19 protein-coding genes are annotated in these 19,285 nt (G+C 61.8%); 5 read left to right on the top strand and 14 right to left on the bottom strand.

Annotated elements, in window-relative coordinates; all coding sequences use genetic code 11:
* Positions 1-119: 119 nt before the first annotated feature.
* The 4 genes from IF189_RS26865 to IF189_RS26850 form a co-directional block, all read right to left on the bottom strand.
* On the bottom strand, positions 120-1,337 hold the full coding sequence (locus IF189_RS26865) for a multidrug effflux MFS transporter (RefSeq protein ID WP_134828416.1): 1,218 nt from the start codon (positions 1,335-1,337) through the stop codon (positions 120-122).
* A complete protein-coding gene (locus IF189_RS26860; RefSeq protein WP_192552506.1) occupies positions 1,330-2,286 on the bottom strand; it encodes a diiron oxygenase in 957 nt (318 codons plus the stop codon). Before IF189_RS26860 ends, IF189_RS26865 begins: the two co-directional genes overlap by 8 nt.
* Complete coding sequence (locus tag IF189_RS26855) at positions 2,283-3,356, bottom strand: SagB family peptide dehydrogenase (protein WP_192552505.1); 1,074 nt, start codon at positions 3,354-3,356, stop codon at positions 2,283-2,285. The genes IF189_RS26860 and IF189_RS26855 overlap by 4 nt, the downstream gene beginning before the upstream one ends.
* Before the next feature lie 445 nt (positions 3,357-3,801).
* A complete protein-coding gene (locus tag IF189_RS26850; RefSeq protein WP_085709044.1) occupies positions 3,802-4,998 on the bottom strand; it encodes a class I SAM-dependent rRNA methyltransferase in 1,197 nt (398 codons plus the stop codon).
* A 266-nt stretch (positions 4,999-5,264) separates the two neighbouring features.
* Between IF189_RS26850 and IF189_RS26845 the strand changes: the two genes are divergently transcribed.
* From IF189_RS26845 to IF189_RS26835, 3 genes are all read left to right on the top strand, one after another.
* Positions 5,265-6,077, top strand: coding sequence for an HDOD domain-containing protein (locus IF189_RS26845; RefSeq protein WP_192553608.1), 813 nt, complete (start codon positions 5,265-5,267; stop codon positions 6,075-6,077).
* A gap of 27 nt (positions 6,078-6,104) precedes the next feature.
* On the top strand, positions 6,105-6,917 hold the full coding sequence (gene mutM, locus IF189_RS26840; RefSeq protein WP_192552504.1) for a bifunctional DNA-formamidopyrimidine glycosylase/DNA-(apurinic or apyrimidinic site) lyase: 813 nt from the start codon (positions 6,105-6,107) through the stop codon (positions 6,915-6,917).
* Between the two features lie 67 nt (positions 6,918-6,984).
* Complete coding sequence (locus IF189_RS26835; RefSeq protein WP_085731548.1) at positions 6,985-7,308, top strand: multidrug transporter; 324 nt, start codon at positions 6,985-6,987, stop codon at positions 7,306-7,308.
* Positions 7,309-7,346: 38 nt separating this feature from the next.
* Here IF189_RS26835 and IF189_RS26830 read toward each other — a convergent pair whose 3' ends face one another.
* The 5 genes from IF189_RS26830 to IF189_RS26810 all read right to left on the bottom strand — a co-directional run bounded on the left by IF189_RS26830 (position 7,347) and on the right by IF189_RS26810 (position 11,933).
* Positions 7,347-7,598 carry a YfhL family 4Fe-4S dicluster ferredoxin gene (locus tag IF189_RS26830; protein ID WP_003195146.1) on the bottom strand — a complete coding sequence of 84 codons (252 nt, stop codon included), beginning with the start codon at positions 7,596-7,598 and terminating at the stop codon, positions 7,347-7,349.
* 102 nt (positions 7,599-7,700) lie between these two features.
* Positions 7,701-8,180, bottom strand: a complete 480-nt coding sequence (gene coaD / locus IF189_RS26825) for a pantetheine-phosphate adenylyltransferase (RefSeq protein ID WP_003229157.1) — start codon at positions 8,178-8,180, stop codon at positions 7,701-7,703.
* 115 nt (positions 8,181-8,295) lie between these two features.
* Positions 8,296-9,891, bottom strand: a complete 1,596-nt coding sequence (locus IF189_RS26820; protein WP_192552503.1) for a GMC family oxidoreductase — start codon at positions 9,889-9,891, stop codon at positions 8,296-8,298.
* Positions 9,892-9,932: 41 nt separating this feature from the next.
* On the bottom strand, positions 9,933-10,478 hold the full coding sequence (locus IF189_RS26815) for a twin-arginine translocation pathway signal protein (protein ID WP_192552502.1): 546 nt from the start codon (positions 10,476-10,478) through the stop codon (positions 9,933-9,935).
* Between the two features lie 24 nt (positions 10,479-10,502).
* Positions 10,503-11,933, bottom strand: a complete 1,431-nt coding sequence (locus tag IF189_RS26810) for a coniferyl aldehyde dehydrogenase (RefSeq protein ID WP_134828411.1) — start codon at positions 11,931-11,933, stop codon at positions 10,503-10,505.
* Between the two features lie 146 nt (positions 11,934-12,079).
* Here IF189_RS26810 and IF189_RS26805 point away from each other — a divergent pair, with 146 nt between their 5' ends.
* Both IF189_RS26805 and IF189_RS26800 read left to right on the top strand, forming a co-directional pair.
* Positions 12,080-12,751, top strand: coding sequence for a TetR/AcrR family transcriptional regulator (locus IF189_RS26805; protein WP_065258928.1), 672 nt, complete (start codon positions 12,080-12,082; stop codon positions 12,749-12,751).
* 27 nt (positions 12,752-12,778) lie between these two features.
* Positions 12,779-13,633, top strand: a complete 855-nt coding sequence (locus IF189_RS26800) for a sulfurtransferase (RefSeq protein WP_192552501.1) — start codon at positions 12,779-12,781, stop codon at positions 13,631-13,633.
* A gap of 6 nt (positions 13,634-13,639) precedes the next feature.
* Here the strand turns inward: IF189_RS26800 and IF189_RS26795 are convergent, their stop codons facing one another.
* The 5 genes from IF189_RS26795 to IF189_RS26775 all read right to left on the bottom strand — a co-directional run bounded on the left by IF189_RS26795 (position 13,640) and on the right by IF189_RS26775 (position 18,980).
* A complete protein-coding gene (locus IF189_RS26795; RefSeq protein ID WP_192552500.1) occupies positions 13,640-14,470 on the bottom strand; it encodes an AraC family transcriptional regulator in 831 nt (276 codons plus the stop codon).
* A gap of 4 nt (positions 14,471-14,474) precedes the next feature.
* On the bottom strand, positions 14,475-15,473 hold the full coding sequence (locus IF189_RS26790; RefSeq protein WP_192552499.1) for a hydrolase: 999 nt from the start codon (positions 15,471-15,473) through the stop codon (positions 14,475-14,477).
* Positions 15,474-15,536: 63 nt separating this feature from the next.
* A complete protein-coding gene (rsmD, locus tag IF189_RS26785; RefSeq protein ID WP_114886109.1) occupies positions 15,537-16,145 on the bottom strand; it encodes a 16S rRNA (guanine(966)-N(2))-methyltransferase RsmD in 609 nt (202 codons plus the stop codon).
* The gene (locus tag IF189_RS26780; RefSeq protein ID WP_134828407.1) at positions 16,145-17,632 is read right to left on the bottom strand and encodes a M16 family metallopeptidase; all 1,488 of its coding nucleotides are present in this window, start codon (positions 17,630-17,632) and stop codon (positions 16,145-16,147) included. The genes rsmD and IF189_RS26780 overlap by 1 nt, the downstream gene beginning before the upstream one ends.
* Positions 17,625-18,980 (bottom strand): M16 family metallopeptidase, encoded by a 1,356-nt coding sequence (locus tag IF189_RS26775; protein ID WP_085709057.1) that lies wholly within the window; start codon positions 18,978-18,980, stop codon positions 17,625-17,627. Before IF189_RS26775 ends, IF189_RS26780 begins: the two co-directional genes overlap by 8 nt.
* Positions 18,981-19,285: the final 305 nt, after the last annotated feature.

Genomic DNA, 19,285 nt, shown 5'->3' with positions numbered 1-19,285 from the left:
AAACCCGCCGGGGATGAATGGCGATGAATCTCGCGATTCTACACCGCTGGCGTCAGGAGGGAATGGCGCAAAACGTTGTTCCAGTGCTGACGCCGCGTGCGGAATGACGACCGGCAGGATTAATCGCTGTGTGGTTGCTCCACCAGATCGTTGCGCCGACTGATCCGCGCGTTCAATGCCAGTGCCACCCCGCTGAGTATCACGAAGCTGTAGCCCAGCGTGGATTGCAGATTGGCCGGGCTCAGGCTGATCAAGGCACTGATCAACCCGCCGCAGATGAAGATGATTGTGCTGCCGGCCGAGGCCGAGGTGCCGGCGTTGTCCGGAAACAGGCTCATGGCCCGGGAGGTGGCGGCCGGCCGGGCAATGGTGGTGCCGGCGGTGCAGATCAACATCGGGATCAGCACGGTTGCCGGAGCCAGAGTGAAGTTCGACGACAGGTACAGCATGGTCACGCCGGCGAACAGGATCAGGCTCAGACCGACGACCATCTGTTGGCCGCTGCTGATGCGCCTGCTCAGCACGTTGGCGAGAATGCCTCCGGTGACGTAAGCCGCACCGTAGATCAGCAGGATCAACGAGAACTCGTAGGCGGACAATTGCAGCCGGTCCATGAAGATCAGTGGCGAGATCACGATGAATGAAAAGTGGCAGGCGAACGCAAATGCCGAAATCAGCCAGTAGCCGACGAAGTCGAAATCTCCCAGCACCCGTCGGTAAGCCGTGAGGAAGTTCGTGCGTGTGCCACGGGTGGTCGGTCGGCTGTTTTCCAGCAACAGCCAGGCCTTGAGCAGTACCACGGCCGATAATGCGATGAACACCCAGAAGCTGCCACGCCAACCCAGGGTTGCCTGCAGGAAAGTACCGACAAGAGGCGATACCGAGATGAAAATCCCGCCGGCGGTGACCATCAGGATTCGCAGGCGATCGCGTTCCTCGCCTTCGAACAGGTCCTGGACCAGCGCCTGGGACAGCACAAAGCAACCGCAGCCCAGCGCCTGCACGACCCGGAACATCAGGAACAGCGAATAGTCGGTGGTCATCACGCAACCGAGGGCGCCGAGCATTGAAACGCTCATGCCGGCGAGCAACAGGCCCTTGCGCCCGATCACATCCGACAGCGGCCCGATCAGCAACTGGGCGAAAGCGATGCCGACGGCGAACAGGCTGATGGACAGCGCGATGTCGGCCGGGGTGCTGCGAAAGTGCTCGGCCAGCGCCGGAAATGAAGGCAGCACGACATCCAGCGGAAAAACACCCAGCAACACCATCGCCAGCAACAGGCTGACGGCCCCGCGACGCTGTCGGGTCGTCACCCCGGATTTTCCTTTATCCATCGATCAATCCCGCCCTGGCGAAAAGTATCTGGTTGTAAGGTTCAGCGAAAAATCCGGCTTTCTTCAGTGCATTCAATGTGGCGATGCTGCCCGTCCGGGCACGTCGTCGGGAGGCTTGCGCTGTTGTCAGGCTTTCGAGTATTTCCAGCACGGCACCGTCGGCAATCCCGGCATCGCACAGGCTTTGCCGCAGCCACTGTTCATCGGTTTCGAAGAAAATCCCGAAGATCTCGAGCAGGGTGGTGGCGGCGAAAGCTCGTTGCTGCGGTACCAGATGCAGCCAGAGGTAATGGAACACTTCGGTGAAGTAGCGACTGTGTCGCGCCTCGTCGGTGAGGTGATCGCGCAGCATGTCGTTGACCCCGGACACCAGGCTGTCCCGGCAGACGTCGAGCAATTCCCGGGCAATGATGGTTTCCGAGACGAAGCCGAGCAGAAACCCTGTCAGCGGTCGCTGCTGCGGAAGGGTTTCGTCGATCAGCCTGATCATGCGAGTGATCCGCCTGGGCATCACCGGGCGTCCGGTGATGCCGTAGAACCCGGCGATCTGTTCCGCGACCTGATGGGAAAACAGGGCGTGGTAGCCCTCATCGGTGTAGAGCTGCAGCGCGGCGGTTTTCATGGGCAGCGGAACATCGACCGGCAGTTCACCGTGGGCGATGACTTCCACGGCGCGATTGACGATGCGGTGTTCGAGCAGGGTGGTGTAGTCGAGAAAGTGCACCAGATGATTGGCCGTGAGCCGGTGCACTACCGAGCGGCCCGCAGCTTCGATGGCTGGGTGGGCGAGGTAGGGCAGAAATGCCGGCGGAAACCAGTGGCGGGTTTCCAGCTGTTGCGCTACGTCATCCGGCAAACGGTAATCGTGGGAACTGGCACGCACCGTAGCGCGAGTGTTCCAGTCGCCCAGTGAAAACTCGAAGGCCGGGGCCTGGGAGAGAAGGCTCATGCTGGCGTCTCACGCAGCAGATCGCGCATTTCCTGGCACATCGCCTGACCGTCGCTTTCTCCGCAACCGACGAAGAACAAAGGTTGTTCCGCACGGTTCTCGAGTTTCAGCAAGTTCTCGACCTGGTCGTCGGAAAACGCACCGGTCAGCCAGGTGTTCATGCCCAGGGCCGTGGCCACCAGTTGAAACGTCTGCGAGAGGTGCCCGGCTTCGACGAATGCCATTCGATAGGCGCGCGAGTGCGGGTATTTCCACCAGAGCCTGTCGAAGCGTGCGGTGATGAACAGGCCCAGTGGCAGGTTATTGATGAAGTGCTGGCCTCCCAGCAGATTGCCCAGTGCTGTGTCGGGCAAGGGATTAATGAAGCTCAGGGCGTGTTCCGCCGGGTGATAGGCGTATACGCCGGGTGGCAGCCCGTCGACGTTCTGCACCAGCACAAACCCGGCGCAGGCATTGAGACCGCCCCCGGAAGGGCTGCCGCGCCGCGCGCCAAGCCCTTCGGCGATGCTGTCGTCGCGGTCGGCTTCGCGTTCTCGCAGGTAACCGAGGGTCAGGTATAGCAAGGTGCCGACATCGTCCAGCGACAGGGGGGCGCCGGTGAAGGATCGGCAAGTCTTTCGCCGGATCAGTGAACCCGACAGGCTGTCGTCATTCAGTGTCAGAGGTGCGGGCAGGGCGATGAGTGCGGTCGGGCCGGTGTCCACAGGGACGTCGGCCGGAGGCGAAGTGGCAAGCACGGTGTTGCAGTGTTCGAGGTATTGCCTGGACCATTCCTGAATATTTCGGGGCGTGTGTTCGCAGGGAATGTTCCGCGTGCCGATATGGTAGATCCTGGACAGTTCATCCCAGCCCCAGACCGGCGCTGTGATTTTTAAGGAAGTCAGTATTCCGGCATTTAGAAGTTGCGTGTCTATTGTGCTGTCGCTGTCATATAAAGCCGGCTCGTGAATAAGTTGTGCCAGTCGAGAAGAGTATTTGAAATCAAGTTCGTGCTGAGTATGGTCTTTGTAGTTCCAGACTATCTGGCCGGGCGTTCGTGGCAGTATGAATAAATAAGGATTTATATGCATGTTGGGGCACGCTGCTCTGGATGAGTGTTTTGCCAGAGGCGCTGGGTAGCCGGCATACCCAGCGCCCACCTTACTTAACGGGCTTTAGGTGCGACCAGAAAAGCCAGGTTTGCGAGGGTGCGGGATTCCAGAGTAATTGCTTTCATGATTGAACTCCTTGTTCGTTGTTGCTTCGTGGTTAGTTGGTGCCACCTTCGTGGTGACGACTTAATAATAGTTTGTAATGGATTAATCGCAAGCAAATATTAAGTAGGAATAATCCAGTAATTTTGTCGGAATGATCTTTGGCTGGAAGTGAGTGTGTAAGTTAAATTCCAGTAAATAAAATAGTTAAGGAAATATCCTGCACGCTGGCAGGACAATAAATGTAGGAAAGCAAAGTGGAAGACAAAAAGAAGGGGAGCCCGTGGGCTCCCCTTTCGACAGCATCAATGCCGTGCGTCTGTCAGCTGTTCGGCAGCAGACGGCAGGTGATGCTCTTGATGTAGCGGGTTTCCGCAATGGCCGGGTGCACCGGGTGATCCGGGCCCTGACCGCCGCGTTCCAGCAACTGGATGTTGCGGTCCAGGTGGCGGGCGCTGGTCAGCAGGATGTTCTGCAGATCGTCTTCCGGCAGGTGCATCGAGCACGAAGCGCTGACCAGGATGCCGTCCTTGTTGAGCAGGCGCATGGCTTGCTCGTTCAGGCGACGGTAGGCGCCTTCACCGTTTTTCATGTCCTTCTTGCGTTTGATGAACGCAGGCGGATCGGCCACGATCACGTCGAAGCGTTCTTCGCTGGCCTTGAGTTCCTTCAGGGCTTCGAAGACGTCGCCTTCGATGCAGGTCATCTTGTCGGCGAAACCGTTCAGCGCGGCATTGCGCTCGACGCCGTCGAGGGCGAAGCCCGAGGCATCGACGCAGAACACTTCGCTGGCGCCGAATGCGGCTGCCTGCACACCCCAGCCACCGATGTAGCTATAGAGGTCCAGCACGCGTTTGCCTTTGGCGTAAGGCGCCAGGCGAGCGCGGTTCATGCGGTGGTCGTAGAACCAGCCGGTCTTCTGACCCTGGATTACCGGGGCTTCGAATTTCACGCCGTTCTCTTCCAGAGCAACCCACTCCGGCACCAGGCCGAACACGGTTTCGGTGTAGCGCTCGAGACCTTCGGCGTCACGGGCGGCGGAGTCGTTCTTGAACAGGATGCCGCTCGGCTTGAGCACCTGGGTCAGTGCCGCGATCACATCATCTTTATGGGCTTCCATGGTGGCGGAAGCGATCTGCACCACGAGGATGTCGCCGAAACGGTCGACCACCAGACCCGGCAGCAGGTCGGAGTCGCCGTAGACCAGGCGATAGAACGGTTTGTCGAACAGGCGCTGACGCAGGGAAAGCGCCACGTTCAGGCGATGCACCAGCAGCGACTTGTCCAGCGGCAGCTTGATGTCGCGCGACAGCAGGCGAGCGCAGATCAGGTTGTTCGGGCTCATGGCCACGATGCCCAGCGGCTTGCCGCCGGCGGCTTCGAGGATGGCCTGGTCGCCGGCCTTGAAGCCGTGCAACGGGGTGGCGGCCACGTCGATTTCGTTGCTGTAGACCCACAGGTGGCCGGCGCGCAGGCGACGGTCGGCGTTGGCTTTGAGGCGCAAGCTAGGCAGGGACATGACGTCGCTCCGGAAAAAAGAGCGGGAGTATACCGTGTTGCGAAGCACGCGGGTTCGGTGCTGGACATGTGGCGCACAAGCGCGGCGCGCAAACGGACGAAGGCAGAATTCTGTCCATGGTCTTGAATGAAAGTTTCCGCCGATCTGCCCCCGATGTGTCGTTCGTCGGTTTTTAGGGGTTAGAATCGCCGCCTGTCCAAGAGTATGTACTTATGTCCCAAGAGCTGACCACCGAACAGATTCAACAGTCCCTGCAAGGCATCAGCGTGCCGGCGCAACCGCAGATCATGGTGGATCTGCAAATGGAGCAGTACATGCCCGACCCGGACCTGGAGACGATCGCCAAGCTGATCTCCCAGGATCCCGGCCTGTCCGGTTCGTTGCTGAAAATCGTCAATTCGCCGTATTACGGCCTGAGCAACAAGATCACCTCGATCAAGCGCGCGGTGAACCTGCTGGGCAGCCGCTCGATCATCAACCTGATCAACGCGCAGTCGATCAAGGGCGAGATGAACGACGACACCATCGTCACGCTCAACCGTTTCTGGGACACCGCCCAGGACGTGGCCATGACCTGCCTGACCCTGGCCAAGCGCGTCGGCACCGAGGCGAGCGACGAGGCCTACGCCTTGGGCCTGTTCCATGACTGCGGCGTGCCGCTGATGCTTCAGCGTTTCCCGGATTACATGACGACGCTCGAAAGGGCCTACGCCAACGCGAGTGCCGAACGCCGGGTCGTGGACACCGAGAACGATGTCTACAACACCAATCACTCGGTGGTCGGTTACTACACCGCCAAGTCCTGGCGCTTGCCGGAGCACGTCAGTGCGGCCATCGCCAACCACCACAACGCCATGGCGATCTTCAGCGACGAGACTTCGCGCAACAGCCAGATGAAAAACCTGCTGGCGATCCTGAAAATGGCCGAGCACATCTGCGCGTCGTACCGGGTGCTGGGCAACCAGAGCGAAGACTTCGAGTGGCAGGCGGTCGGGCCGCTGGTGCTGGAATACATCGGTCTCTCGGATTACGACTTCGAAACCCTGAAGCAGACGATCCGCGAACTCGGCGCTCACTGATCAAGACACTCAAGATTCGAGACCCCCATGCCTGAATTGCCGGAAGTCGAAACCACCCGCCGCGGCATCGCCCCGCACCTGGAAGGCCAGCGCGTCAGCCGGGTGATCGTGCGTGACCGGCGGCTGCGCTGGCCGATTCCCGAAGACCTCGATGTGCGCCTGTCCGGCCAGCGCATCGTGCTGGTCGAGCGACGCGCCAAGTACCTGCTGATCAACGCCGAAGTCGGTACGCTGATCAGTCACTTGGGCATGTCGGGCAATTTGCGATTGGTCGAGGTCGGGATGCCGGCGGCCAAGCATGAGCATGTGGATATCGAACTGGAGTCGGGCCTGGCCCTGCGCTACACCGATCCGCGACGTTTCGGCGCGATGCTCTGGAGCAACGACCCGCTCAATCACGAATTGCTGATTCGTCTGGGGCCGGAGCCGTTGACCGATCTGTTCGATGGCGAGCGTTTGTTTCAGCTGTCACGCGGACGGTCGATGGCGGTCAAACCGTTGATCATGGACAACGCGGTGGTGGTGGGGGTCGGCAATATTTACGCGACCGAAGCGCTGTTCGCCGCCGGCATCGATCCGCGCCGCGAAGCCAAGGGCATTTCCCGGGCGCGTTATCTGAAGCTGGCGATCGAGATCAAACGCATCCTCGCCGCCGCCATCGAGCGCGGCGGCACCACGTTGCGCGACTTCATCGGTGGCGACGGACAGCCGGGGTATTTCCAGCAGGAGCTGTTTGTCTACGGCCGCGGTGGCGAACACTGCAAGGTCTGCGGCACGGGCCTGCGGGAAGTGAAGCTGGGCCAGCGGGCCAGCGTTTTCTGCCCGCGCTGCCAGACCTGACGAAAAGCTGAAAAAGTCCTACGGTCTATAGTGAGTTGTCTCACTGTTCAGCCCGAAGGATCGTGCCATGAAGTCCTCGCAAGCCCTGCTCCTCGCACTGCTGCTGTGTTCCAGCCTGACCGTTCAGGCCACGGAAGGCGGCAGCGGTGATCCGCGATACGCCATCCAGAATCCACCGGCCTACGCCATGATCGGCGATCTGCTGATTGCCCGCCCCTTGCTGGTGGCGGCGACAGTGATCGGTGCAGGCGTGTTTGTGGTGTCGTTGCCGTTTACCGCGCTGGGTGGCGGTGTCGGCGATGCGGGGGAGGCGTTGGTGGTGGCACCGGCAAAAGCGGCGTTCGTGCGTTGCCTGGGCTGTACCGGGGAAGGATTCGAGCAGCGTGAATGACGCGATCGCAGCCTGGCGCTGCGATCGCGGTCAGCGACTCAAGCCTTGCCGGTAATCTTGCGGTACTTCTCCATCAACTGTTCTTCAGTCTCCGGATGGGCTTCGTCCAGTGGAATGCAATCCACCGGGCAGACCTGCTGGCACTGCGGTTCGTCGTAATGGCCGACGCACTGGGTGCACAGGTTCGGGTCGATCACGTAGATCTCTTCGCCCTGGGAAATGGCGGCGTTCGGGCACTCAGGTTCGCAGACGTCGCAGTTGATGCAATCGTCGGTGATGATCAGGGACATGCTAACTCCAGCCGGGGCGGGGAGCCCGGGCGCTATGAATCAATGCGCGCAATTGTGCCGCATTGGCGCCCGCAGTGCACGCGGGCGCCGTTTGAACGGTCGTTACTTCTTGAAGCGCAGGGTCAGGGCGTCAGCCACGGCCGGGTGGACGAACTTGCTGATATCGCCGCCCAGGGCTGCAATTTCCCGCACCAGTGTCGAGGAAATGAACGAATAACGCTCGGACGGGGTGAGAAACAGGCTCTCCACATCCGGCGCCAGCTGGCGGTTCATGTTGGCCAGCTGGAATTCGTATTCGAAGTCCGACACCGCGCGCAAACCACGCAGGAACACATTGGCGTTCTGCTCCTTGGCGAAATGCGCCAGCAGCGTCGAGAAGCCGACCACTTCCACGTTGGGCAGGTGTTTGGTGACCTCGCGGGCCAGCTCGACCCGTTGTTCCAGCGGGAACAGCGGATTCTTCTTGGGGCTGGCGGCGACGGCGATGATCACATGGTCGAACAGGCGCGAGGCGCGTTCGACCAGATCGCCATGGCCCTTGGTAATAGGGTCGAAGGTACCTGGGTACAACACTCGGTTCATCGCGTCGTCCTGGCGGGAATCCGTTGGGGAGTCGGATGGTATCGCAGCCGTCCCGGTCGGCCAAGTCGCCTTTTGGGTAAGAAAGCACTATGGACGGTACGAATCTTCGGCTTTTTCACGGGGTTTTCAGCCGTTCGGCGAGGGATGTCGCCAGTTGCGCCGTCAGACCATACACCGACAACTGCGGGTTGGCGCCGATGCTGGTGGGGAACAGCGAGCCGTCGTGAATCGACAGATTGCGCAGCTGATGATGGCGGCCAAGGCTGTCGGTGACGGCGGTTTTCGGGTCTTCGCCCATTGCGCAACCGCCCATGACGTGGGCGCTGCCCAGGCGGGTGCGGTACAGCTCAAGGCTCAAGCCGTCGATCATTTTGCGCGCCTCGGCCAGGCTGTTCACATAACGCGCATCGGCGTGCATCGGCATCACCGCTTTGGCGCCGCCGGCGAACTGGATCTCGGCCATGACGTGGAAGGCCCGGCGCAAACCGTCCCAGGCGTAGGACGATACCTGGTAGTCGAGTACCGGCGAACCATCTCCGCGCAATTCGACACTGCCGCCCTGGCTGTCCTGATGAAAGCCGTCACGCAACAACGCCAGCATGGCGTGGGTGTGCGGAAGATCCGCCATGTGCTGCGCGTTTTCCTGGCCGAATCCGCCGAGCAAGGTAGCGGCCAGCGCCGGGTGCAACGGCGGCACTTCGAGTTTGAAGGCCATCGGCCCGGTGGTGCCGTCCTTCCACTGGAAATGGTCGGAGTAGATCGACTGCGGCGCTCCGTAAAACGGGTTGATGACCTCGTCGAAGCGCCCGGCGGACATGTTCACCGGGTGCAAAAAGGTGCGTTTGCCGAGGCGTTGATGCGGATCCGGCGCGTCCGAGCGCAGCAGCAGGGCAGGGCTGTTGATGCCGCCGCCGGCCAGCACGTAATGGCGGGCCTTGACCGTGATCTTGCGCCCGGTCGGCTCGACGCAGCGTTCGTCCATCGCCACGCATTGCAGGCCGGTGACCTTGTCGCCGTTGATCAGCAGTTTTTCGGCGCGGGCCAGATAGAGCAGCTCGCCGCCCTTTTCCAGGGTCGCCGGAATGGTCGTGACCATCATCGATTGCTTGGCATTGGTCGGGCAGCCCATGCCGCAGTAGCCGAGGTTCCAGCAGCCGCGCACGTTGCGCGGGATCACGTGCCAGCTGTAGCCGAGTTGTTCGCAGCCTTTGCGGATTACGTCGTTGTTGGCGTTGGGCGGCACCATCCACGGGGCGACGCCGAGGCGTTGCTCCATTTTTTCGAACCACGGTGCCATGTCGACAGGGCTGTGACCTTTGACGTTGTGTTCCTTGGCCCAGTGTTCGAGGGTCGGTTCGGGGGTGCGAAAACTCGAGGTCCAGTTGATCAGGGTGGTGCCGCCGACCGCACGACCCTGAAGGATGGTGATCGCGCCGTCCTTGCTCATGCGGCCGATGCCTTCCTGATAGAGGCTGCTGTAGGCCTTGTCTTCCAGCATCTTGAAGTCGCTGCTGGTCTTGAGCGGGCCTTCTTCGATCAGCAGCACCTTGTAGCCGGCGGCGCTGAGGATTTCCGCCGTGGTGCCGCCGCCGGCACCGCTGCCGATGATGGCCACGTCGGTTTCCAGGGTCAGGTCATCGGTCAATTGCGCGCCGTTGTAGGTTTTCCAGCCACGGGCAAGGCCTTCGCGAAACGGGTCGGGTACGGGCATCAATCAGGCTCTCTTATTATTGTTCGGAGGCGTCGCAGGTCTTAAACCGTGGGCGGGCCGGGATAACCGCAGTGGGCCCAGGATTCGGCGCGGGTGTACCAGGCCATCATCACCATTTGCTGCAGGGAGCTGTGGCCCATGCGCAGCAGGCTCAATGAACTGTTTTCCCAGCGTTCGAGAAAGTGGCGGATCGCCTCGGGGCTGGCGTTCTCCCAACTGCCCCAGATTCCGGTCAGCGGTCCCCTGGTCACGGCCATGCCCAGCACGTCGAACAGTTGCCTGGTGAGCTTGAGCATTTCCGGCGACAGGTGATCGAGGCTGTAGTCCAGGGACTTCAGGGTTCCGTCGACAGCGGCGGGCATCTTTTCCACCACGACGGCGCCATCGAGCATTACCGGAATCAGCGCGCGCAGAAACAGCAGGTCACCGCTGCGCAATGTGGCGAATCCGTTGGCCGATACACTCGACGAACATCCGCTGAGGCTGGCGCCGAGGCCGGCAGTGGCGAGGAAAGCCGTGGCGCCGAGGCTGAATTTCAGCAGGCCACGGCGTGAGAGGGCAGGTGTTTCGGTCAGGCTTGGGTGCATTGTTGTTATTACCCGGCGGTGACGTTAGCGAATGAACAGTTTCTGGATCAGTTTCTGAATGGATTTGCCGTACGGCGGATAGATCAGCTTCGCCGCGTTGAAGCGCTGTTTAACCAGCACACCCTTGGCCTTGCTGAAGGTCAGAAAACCTTCGTGCCCGTGGTAATGCCCCATTCCCGACGGCCCGATACCGCCGAACGGCATATCGTCCTGGGCCACATGCAGCAGCGTGTCGTTGAGGCAGACGCCACCGGAGTGGGTTTCGTGGAGCACGCGGTTCTGTTCGCGTTTGTCGTAGCCGAAGTAGTAAAGAGCCAGAGGACGTGGGCGCTGATTGATGTAAGCAAATGCCTGATCCAGGTCCCGGTACGGCACGATCGGCAACAGCGGGCCGAAGATTTCGTCCTGCATCACCGTCATCTCGTCGCTGACATTCAGCAGCAGGCTGTGCGGCATGCGTCGGCCCTGGCCCTGCTCGAACAGCGGAATCAGCAGCGCGCCCTTGCTGGTGGCGTCGCTGAGGTAACTGTTGAGTCGCGCCAGTTGGCGTTCGTTGATGATCGCGGTGTAGTCCGGGTTGTCGGCGAGTGTCGGATAAAACCCGCGCACGGCCTGGCGATAGGCTTCGACGAAACCGCCGACCCGTTCTTCCGGCACCAATACGTAATCCGGCGCTACGCAGGTCTGTCCGGCGTTGAGGGTCTTGCCGAAGGCGATGCGTTCGGCGGCGTCCTTGAGCGGCACGTCGTGGGAGACGATGGCCGGGGATTTACCGCCCAGCTCCAGGGTCACTGGCGTGAGGTTTTCCGCCGCTGCGCGCATCACATGCTTGCCGATGCTGGTGGCGCCGGTGAACAGCAGGTGATCGAAGCGCAGTTTCGAGAACGCCACACCGACATCGGCCTCGCCGAGCACCACGCACACCAGGTCTTCGGGGAAAATCCGCGCCAGCAATTCCTTGAGCAGCAGGCCGGTGGCCGGGGTCGATTCGCTGAGCTTGAGCATCACCCGGTTGCCCGCTGCGAGCGCGCCGGTCAGCGGGCCCATGGCCAGGAACAACGGGTAGTTCCACGGCACGATCACGCCGACCACGCCCAGTGGCTGATACACGACTTTCGCCGACGCTGGCTGGAACGCGACGCCGACCTTGCGCCGCGAAGGCTTCATCCACTGGCTGATATGCCGGTTGGCGTAATGAATGCCGTGCAGGCTGGGCATCAACTCGGCGAGCAGGGTTTCATCGGCGCTGCGGTGGCTGAAATCCGAACTGATCGCCTCGATCAATGCCTGCCGTTCGCTGCTCAGCAGATCGCGCAAGGCCTTGAGCCACTGCTGACGCTGGGCGGCAGGTGGCATCGGGTTGGCGGCGTAGGCGGCGCGCTGCGCGTTGAACAACCGGTTGAGCTCTTCCAGCGGCTGTTGCAACGATTGCAGGTAGGCAATATCGGCGGTCATTGTCGGCTCCGGATTTGTTGTCGTGAGGAACTTTCTAGAGTCTATGCTCTAGAAAGTCAAATGACTTCCTTGGGCATCATGGTTTTATCCCGTTCCGGTTAGGTCGTAAGATGCCCCCCAACGCACTCTGAATTAAAGCTCAAGCCATGGCCCCACGGATCAAAACCAGCGAGCGCATCGTGCAGAACAGCCTCGAGCTGTTCAATCAGCAGGGCGAGCGCAGCATCAGCACCAATCACATCGCGGCCCACATGGAGATTTCTCCGGGCAACCTGTACTACCACTTCCCCAACAAGCAGGCGATCATCGCCGTGTTGTTCAGTGAGTACGAAAGCCTTGTGGACAGCTTCCTGCGCCCGCCTCAGGGGCGTGCGGCGACGGTCGAAGACAAGCGCTTCTATCTCAAGGAACTGCTGTCGGCGATGTGGCGCTACCGCTTTCTGCACCGGGATCTCGAGCACCTGCTCGACAGCGACCCGGACCTGGCCGCACGTTACCGGCGCTTTTCCCAGCGCTGCGTGATTCAGGGTGCGGCGATCTATGAAGGTTTCGTCGCCGCCGGCATTCTGAAAATGGACCGGGTGCAGATCGAATCCCTGACCCTCAACGCGTGGATCATCCTCACCTCCTGGGTACGCTTTCTGTGTACCACCCGGGAAAATTCCAACCACCTCAGCGAACAGGCCATTAAACGTGGCGTGTATCAGGTGCTGGTGCTGGAAGCGGGATTTGTCACCGAGCAGGCCCGCGATGAGGTCAATGCACTGTTCGAAGAATTCTACGTACCGTTGGCCCAGGCCCTCGAAGAAAGGTCCTGACCCATCCGCTCACAGGAGTCGTTCGCTATGCCGATTGCGCAACTGATCAGCCCGACCACGCTGGATGCCCGCAAGGAGCAACCGGGGCTGGTGATTCTCGATTGCCGTTTTGCCCTCGAAGACCCGGATTACGGCCAGCGCAGCTATGCCGAAGGGCACATTGCCGGGGCGAGTTTTGCCGATCTTGAGCGCGACCTGAGCGGGCCGGTGACCAAGGGCGTGACCGGACGTCATCCGTTGCCGGAGCCGGCGGCGTTGATCGAGCGCCTGCAAGCCTTCGGTATCAACAACGACAGCGACGTGGTTCTGTATGACGACGGCCCCGGTGCCTACGCGGCGCGTGCCTGGTGGTTGCTGGCATGGCTGGGCAAGCGCGACGGCGTGTTCATTCTCGATGGCGGGCTCAAGGCCTGGCATGCGGCCGGCCTGCCGCTGAGCCTGGATGCGCCTTCGGTGGCGCGCGGGACGTTCAGCGGTCAGCCGGACAAGCATTTGCTGCTCAGCGCCGAGCAATTGCAGCAGCGCCTCGGCCAACCGGCCCTGACTCTGCTCGATGCCCGGGCCTTGCCGCGTTTCAAGGGTGAGGTGGAGCCGATCGACCCGATTGCCGGGCACATTCCCGGCGCGCAATGTGCGGCGTTTACCGAGAATCTGGACAGCGATGGACGTTTCCTGCCGGCGGATCAACTCAAGCTGCGCTTTGCCGCGAAACTCGGCGAGCGTTCGCCGAACGATCTGGTGGCGTATTGCGGCTCCGGGGTGACGGCGTGCCATAACCTGTTCGCCCTGTGCCTGGCGGGTTATCCGTTGGGTACGCTGTATGCCGGATCGTGGAGCGAGTGGATCAACGAGCCTTCGCATGGTGTTGCCACGGGTGAGTAAGCGCGTTCAGCGGTCCAGTCGCGCACTGCGATAGGCCGCTGGCCCCACGCCGTAAACCTGTTTGAACTGCCGGCTCAGATGACTCTGGTCGGCAAAGCCCAGTTGCGTGGCGACTTCCACCGGCAGGCAGCCGCTCTGCAACAAGCCCCGCGCGCAGGCAATCCGCTGTTGCATCAGCCAGGTGTGCGGTGGCATGCCGGTGGCGCGGCGGAACACCCGGGCGAAGTGGAAAGGCGACAGGTTCACGGCCGCTGCCAGTTCCTCCAGCGAGGGTGGCGCCGCCAGTTGGGTGTGCAGCAACTCCTTGGCCATCACCACCGCACGGTGTTCTTTTCCGGGTTTGCCGTTGATCTGCACCGCCGCGTGACGTTGCAATAGCAGCATCATCATTTCGCGCCACACCGTCTGCTGTTGCAGCGCGGTGGCGGGGCTTTCCAGCAAGCGGTGCAACTGGCTGAAGCCGTTGACCAGATCCGGGTCCCGATACAGCGTCGCGCCAAAGGCCGGCATGGGCGCGGTCGGCAGTTCCAGTTCTTCGAGCAGCGAGACAATCTTGTCGGTGTCCGGATAAAACGCCCGGTACAGCCAGCCGTCCTCGGTGCCTTTGTGGCCTGTGTGCAATTCATCCGGGTTGATCAGCACCAGCGTGCCGCTGCCAGCGAGGTGTTCGGCACCGCGATAACGGTAGCGCTGGGCGCCGGCCATGATCATGCCGATCACGTAGCCGTCGTGGACGTGCGGGGCGAAGCGGTGCTCGATGTAACGCGCCGAGAGCAGCTCGACGCCGGCCAGCGGCGCGGTTTGCCAGAAACGGATCGACTCGCCCTGATCGCTCATGACTTCACCCGCGCCCCGTTTCGGCCAGCCACTGGGGAATGCGCCGTTCCAGGTAATAACCCGGTTGGCGGAATGAGCCGTCGACGAAACCGACATGCCCACCCCGGGCCTGCAATTCGAATGCGGTCGAACTCGACAGCTCACTGGCCGAAGGCAGGCTGTGGGGAAACACGAACGGGTCGTCCGCCGCCTGAATGATCAGGGTCGGCGTGCGGATCTCGCCCAGAAAGTAGCGGCTTGATGCCCGGCGATAGTAATCCTCGGCATCGGCAAAACCGTGCAGCGGCGCGGTCACCCGGCCATCGAAATCCCAGAACGTGCGCATGTTGTCCAGCGAGCCGAGGGCGGCCAGTGCGGCAAGACCATCCTCGCGCCCGTCGTGCTGGAACTGGCGCTGCTTGTTCTTGATGTAGGCGACCATTTCACGCATGAAGTGCGCCTGATAGACCTTCGAAAACCCCTGGCCGATACGGTCGGCGCATTGATCCAGTCGAAACGGCACCGAAACCGCCACTGCGCCGAGCACGCCGCTGGCACTGCCGGTTTCCCCCAGATGCTTGAGCAATACGTTGCCGCCGAGGGAGTAGCCGACCGCATACAGCGGCGCCAATGGCCGCTTGGCTTTCAGATGGCGGATGGTTTCGGCAAGGTCTTCGCTGGCGCCGGAATGGTAACTGCGCGCCAACAGGTTCGGCTCGCCCGAGCAACCGCGCCAGTTCAGCGCGACACTGGCCCAGCCTTGGGCTGCGAGCGCTGCCTGGATCCCGGCGACGTAAGGCGAGTTGGAAGAGCCGGTCAGCCCATGCAGAACCAGCACCAGAGGCGCCTCGGCGCTGTGCGGGCCATGCCAGTCGAGGTCGAGGAAATCGCCATCCTCCAGCCACAGGCGTTCGCGCTGGCGATCAAGGTGTACGGTCTTGCGCCACAGCGGCCCCCACAAGGTTTGCAGGTGCGGATTGCCGAGGCCGAAGGCGGGGATGAACGGTTTTGACGAAGGGGACACGATTGCTCTCGATGCAGCGCAGCGAGCCTCGGCTGAGACTCGCCGCTTTTTCAGGCCGGTCGGTTAACCGGCGATCACTGCCATACGTTGCCACAACGCGTAGTACACCCGCCCGGATTTCTGCTCACGGTGCAGGCGCCAGTTGCCTGGCAGGCCGAGGGTCGATGGCGCGGTTTCGCTTTCAGTGTAGATCCACGAATCATCGGCCAGCCATTGGCGCTCTTCCAGCAGCGTGCACACGGCGGGCAGCAGGTTCTGGTTGAACGGCGGGTCGAGGAACACCAGGTCGAAAGCGGTCGCGGTCTGGGTTTCCAGATAGCGCAACGCATCAGCGGTCTGCACCTGGCCGTTGGTGCAGCGCAGGGTGCCGAGGTGTTCTTTCAGGCTCGAGACCGCGACGTGGCTGGCATCCAGCGCCTGGCCCATGGACGCGCCACGGGACAATGCTTCCAGAAACAGCGCGCCGCTGCCGGCGAACGGATCGAGCACCTTGGCCCCGGCAACGTACGGCGCCAGCCAGTTGAACAGGGTTTCGCGCACCCGGTCCGGCGTCGGACGCAAGCCTGGCGCGTCCGGAAAGCTCAGCTTTCGGCTGCGCCACTCGCCGCCGATGATGCGCAACTGGTTCACACCGTTGTGCAGTTTTTGTACAGGTTTCTTTGGACTGGCCATTAATGCTCCGGAACCCCGAGCGGCTGCTCGGCAGGTTTATCAGATGGGGCCGGTAACGGCTTTTGCGGCACGGTCGGGCCAGCGCTGACGATGACCATTTTGTCCGTGCTCAAGTGTTTGTTCAGGGCGTCGCGGACCTGCTCGACGGTCAGGCTCTGGGACTGACGCATGAAGTCGTCCAGATAGCTCAGCGGCAGATTGTAGAAGCCCATGGCACCGAGCTGACCGACGATATCGGCGTTGCTCGCGGTGGACAGCGGGAAACTGCCGGCCAGTTCGCGCTTGGCGTCGTCGAGTTCTTTCTGGGTCGGGCCGGTCTTCAGGTAGTCGGCGAGCACGTCCTGCACCAGTTTCAGGGTGCCTTCGCTCATTTCCGCGCGGGTCTGCAGATTGATCATGAACGGGCCGCGTGCCTGCATCGGGCTGAATGCCGAATACACGCCGTAGGCCAGGCCACGTTTCTCGCGGACTTCGCTCATCAAACGGGTGCCGAAGCCACCGCCACCAAGGATCTGGTTGCCCATCGACAGTGCAGCGTAGTCAGGGTTGTCACGGTCGATGCCCAGTTGCGCGAGCATCAGGTTGGTCTGCTTCGACGGGAACTCGATGTGGCCGACACTGGCCTTCGGCTCCTGCGGCTGGGCAATCTTCGCCAGCGCCGGGCCTTTCGGCAGGGCGGCGGAGACCTGATTGGCAATCGCCTCGGCTTCGCTGCGGGACAGGTCGCCGACCAGCGCAATCACCACGTTGCCGGCGGCATACGCCTTGGCATGGAACTCACGCAGTTGCGCCAGGGTGATCTTCGGCACGCTTTGCGCGCTGCCATCGCTGGAGTGCGCGTACGGGTGATCGCCGTACAGACGCTTCATCAATTCCAGGCTGGCGAGTTTGCCGGGGTTCTGTTTCTGGTACTCGAAACCGGCGAGCATCTGGTTCTTGATGCGTGCGAAGGAGTCGGCGGGGAAGGTTGGTTTGCCGATCACTTCCGAGAACAGTTTCAGTGCCGGCTCACGTTTGTCGGCGGCACTCAGGCTGCGCAATGAAACGATGGCCATGTCCTTGTAGGCGCCGTTGCCGAAATCCGCGCCCAGGCCTTCGAAGCCCTGGGCGATGGCGCCGACATCCTTGCCCGCCACGCCTTCGTTGAGCATGGCGTTGGTCAGCAGGGCCAGGCCCGGCGCGTTGCCGTCCTGGCTGCTGCCGGCGGAGAAGATCAGGCGCATATCGAACATCGGCAGTTCGCGAGCCTCGACGAACAGTACCTTGGCGCCTTCGGCAGTGTTCCAGGTCTGCACGTCGAGCTTGCGGCTGGCCGGGGCCTTGCCGTCGAGTTCGGCCAGCGATTGCAGCTTCTGGCTGGACTTGGCGTTATCCAGCGCTTCGCTGGCCTTGCTGTTGTCGCTCGGCACCAGATACAGCGCGGCGGAGCCAATGACTGCCACGGCGATCAGGCCGAGCAGCAGGCGTGGGGTTTTGCGCTCACTCATGAGTCGTCTCCAGTGGCAGGACGTGGGCGATGCTGAGACGTTCGCGGGTGAAATACAGCTTGGCGGCGTTCTGGATGTCTTGCGGGGTGACGCTTTCCAGATCGGCCAGTTCGGTGTCCATCAGCTTCCACGACAGACCGACGGTCTCCAGTTGGCCGATGGCGGTGGCCTGGCTGGTGATCGAATCGCGTTCGAAAACCAGGCCGGCGATGACTTGCGCCCGCACGCGCTCCAGCTCTTCAGCGGACGGTGCGGTGGTTTTCAGCTGTTCCAGCAGTTTCCACAGGCCGGCTTCAGCCTGGGCCATGGTCTTTTTCTTCTGGGTGTTCGGCGTGGCCGACAGGGTGAACAGGCTGTCGCCGCGAGTATAGGCGTCGTAGCTCGACGAACCGCCGGACACCAGCTCTTCACCGCGCTCCAGCTGGGTCGGGATGCGCCCGCTGTAGCCGCCATCCAGCAGCGCCGAGATCAGGCGCAAGGCGTTGATCGAGCGCTTGTCTTCGGCGGTGGCCAGGCTCGGCACGTTGAAACCGAGCATCAGGCTGGGCAATTGGGTCTGCACATGCAGGGTGATCTGGCGTTCGCCGGGTTCGGCCAGTTCCAGGGGCTGCTTCGCCGGTGGCACATCGCGTTTAGGGATCGGACCGAAGTAGCGCTGGGCGAGGGTTTTCACCTCGTCCGGGGTCACGTCACCGACCACCACCAGCGTGGCGTTGTTCGGCACATACCAGGACTGATACCAGTGGCGCAGTTCTTCGACCTTCATCCGGTCGAGGTCGGCCATCCAGCCGATGGTCGGCGTGTGATAACCGCTGGCCGGGTAGGCCATGGCCTTGTAGCGCTCGTAGGCCTTGGACATCGGCTTGTCGTCGGTGCGCAGGCGGCGCTCTTCCTTGATGACTTCGATTTCCTTGGCGAACTCGTCGGCCGGCAGGCGCAGATTGGCCATGCGGTCGGCTTCCAGTTCGAAGGCTACGCCCAGTCGGTCGCGGGCCAGCACCTGGTAATAGGCGGTGAAGTCATCGCTGGTGAAGGCGTTCTCTTCGGCGCCGAGGTCACGCAGGATCAACGAGGCTTCGCCGGGGCCGACTTTCTCGCTGCCCTTGAACATCATGTGCTCGAGGGCGTGGGACAGACCGGTCTGGCCCGGGGTTTCGTAGCTGGAACCGACCTTGTACCAGACCTGCGACACCACCACTGGCGCGCGATGGTCTTCGCGCACGACGACTTTCAGACCGTTGTCGAGGGTGAATTCGTGGGTCGGTTGCGGGTCGGCCGCCAGGGCCGAAAGTGGCAGGCAGACTGTGCTGAGCAGCAGGCCAGCGGCGCGGCGGGCTAGAGCATTCATTCGTTTTTAAACCTGTTCGGCTGCCCGCTTGGTCTTAGCCTAGGCGGGCGAGGAGGTGCTAGGATACTGATCCGTTTTACTGGCGGCCACGCCTATCAGGCCACTGATCGGTCTATAGGTTGTACGGGTTACCGGCAGAAGCTTTGAGTTTGTCAGCTAAACTCTGCGTTTTCGCCGACGATGCTGTTCCAGTCCTTCGTATTTACAGACCTTTGAGGTGCTTTTGGCGCCTCGACAAAATGTTGCGCGTGAACAAGCTGGGTGAAACACAGTCTGTTCTGCATCGAATATTTATTTGCCGGGGC

This window comes from Pseudomonas sp. IzPS59 (assembly GCF_014863505.1).
GTDB lineage: Bacteria > Pseudomonadota > Gammaproteobacteria > Pseudomonadales > Pseudomonadaceae > Aquipseudomonas > Aquipseudomonas kribbensis.
This window is presented reverse-complemented; position numbering and strand designations above follow the sequence as displayed.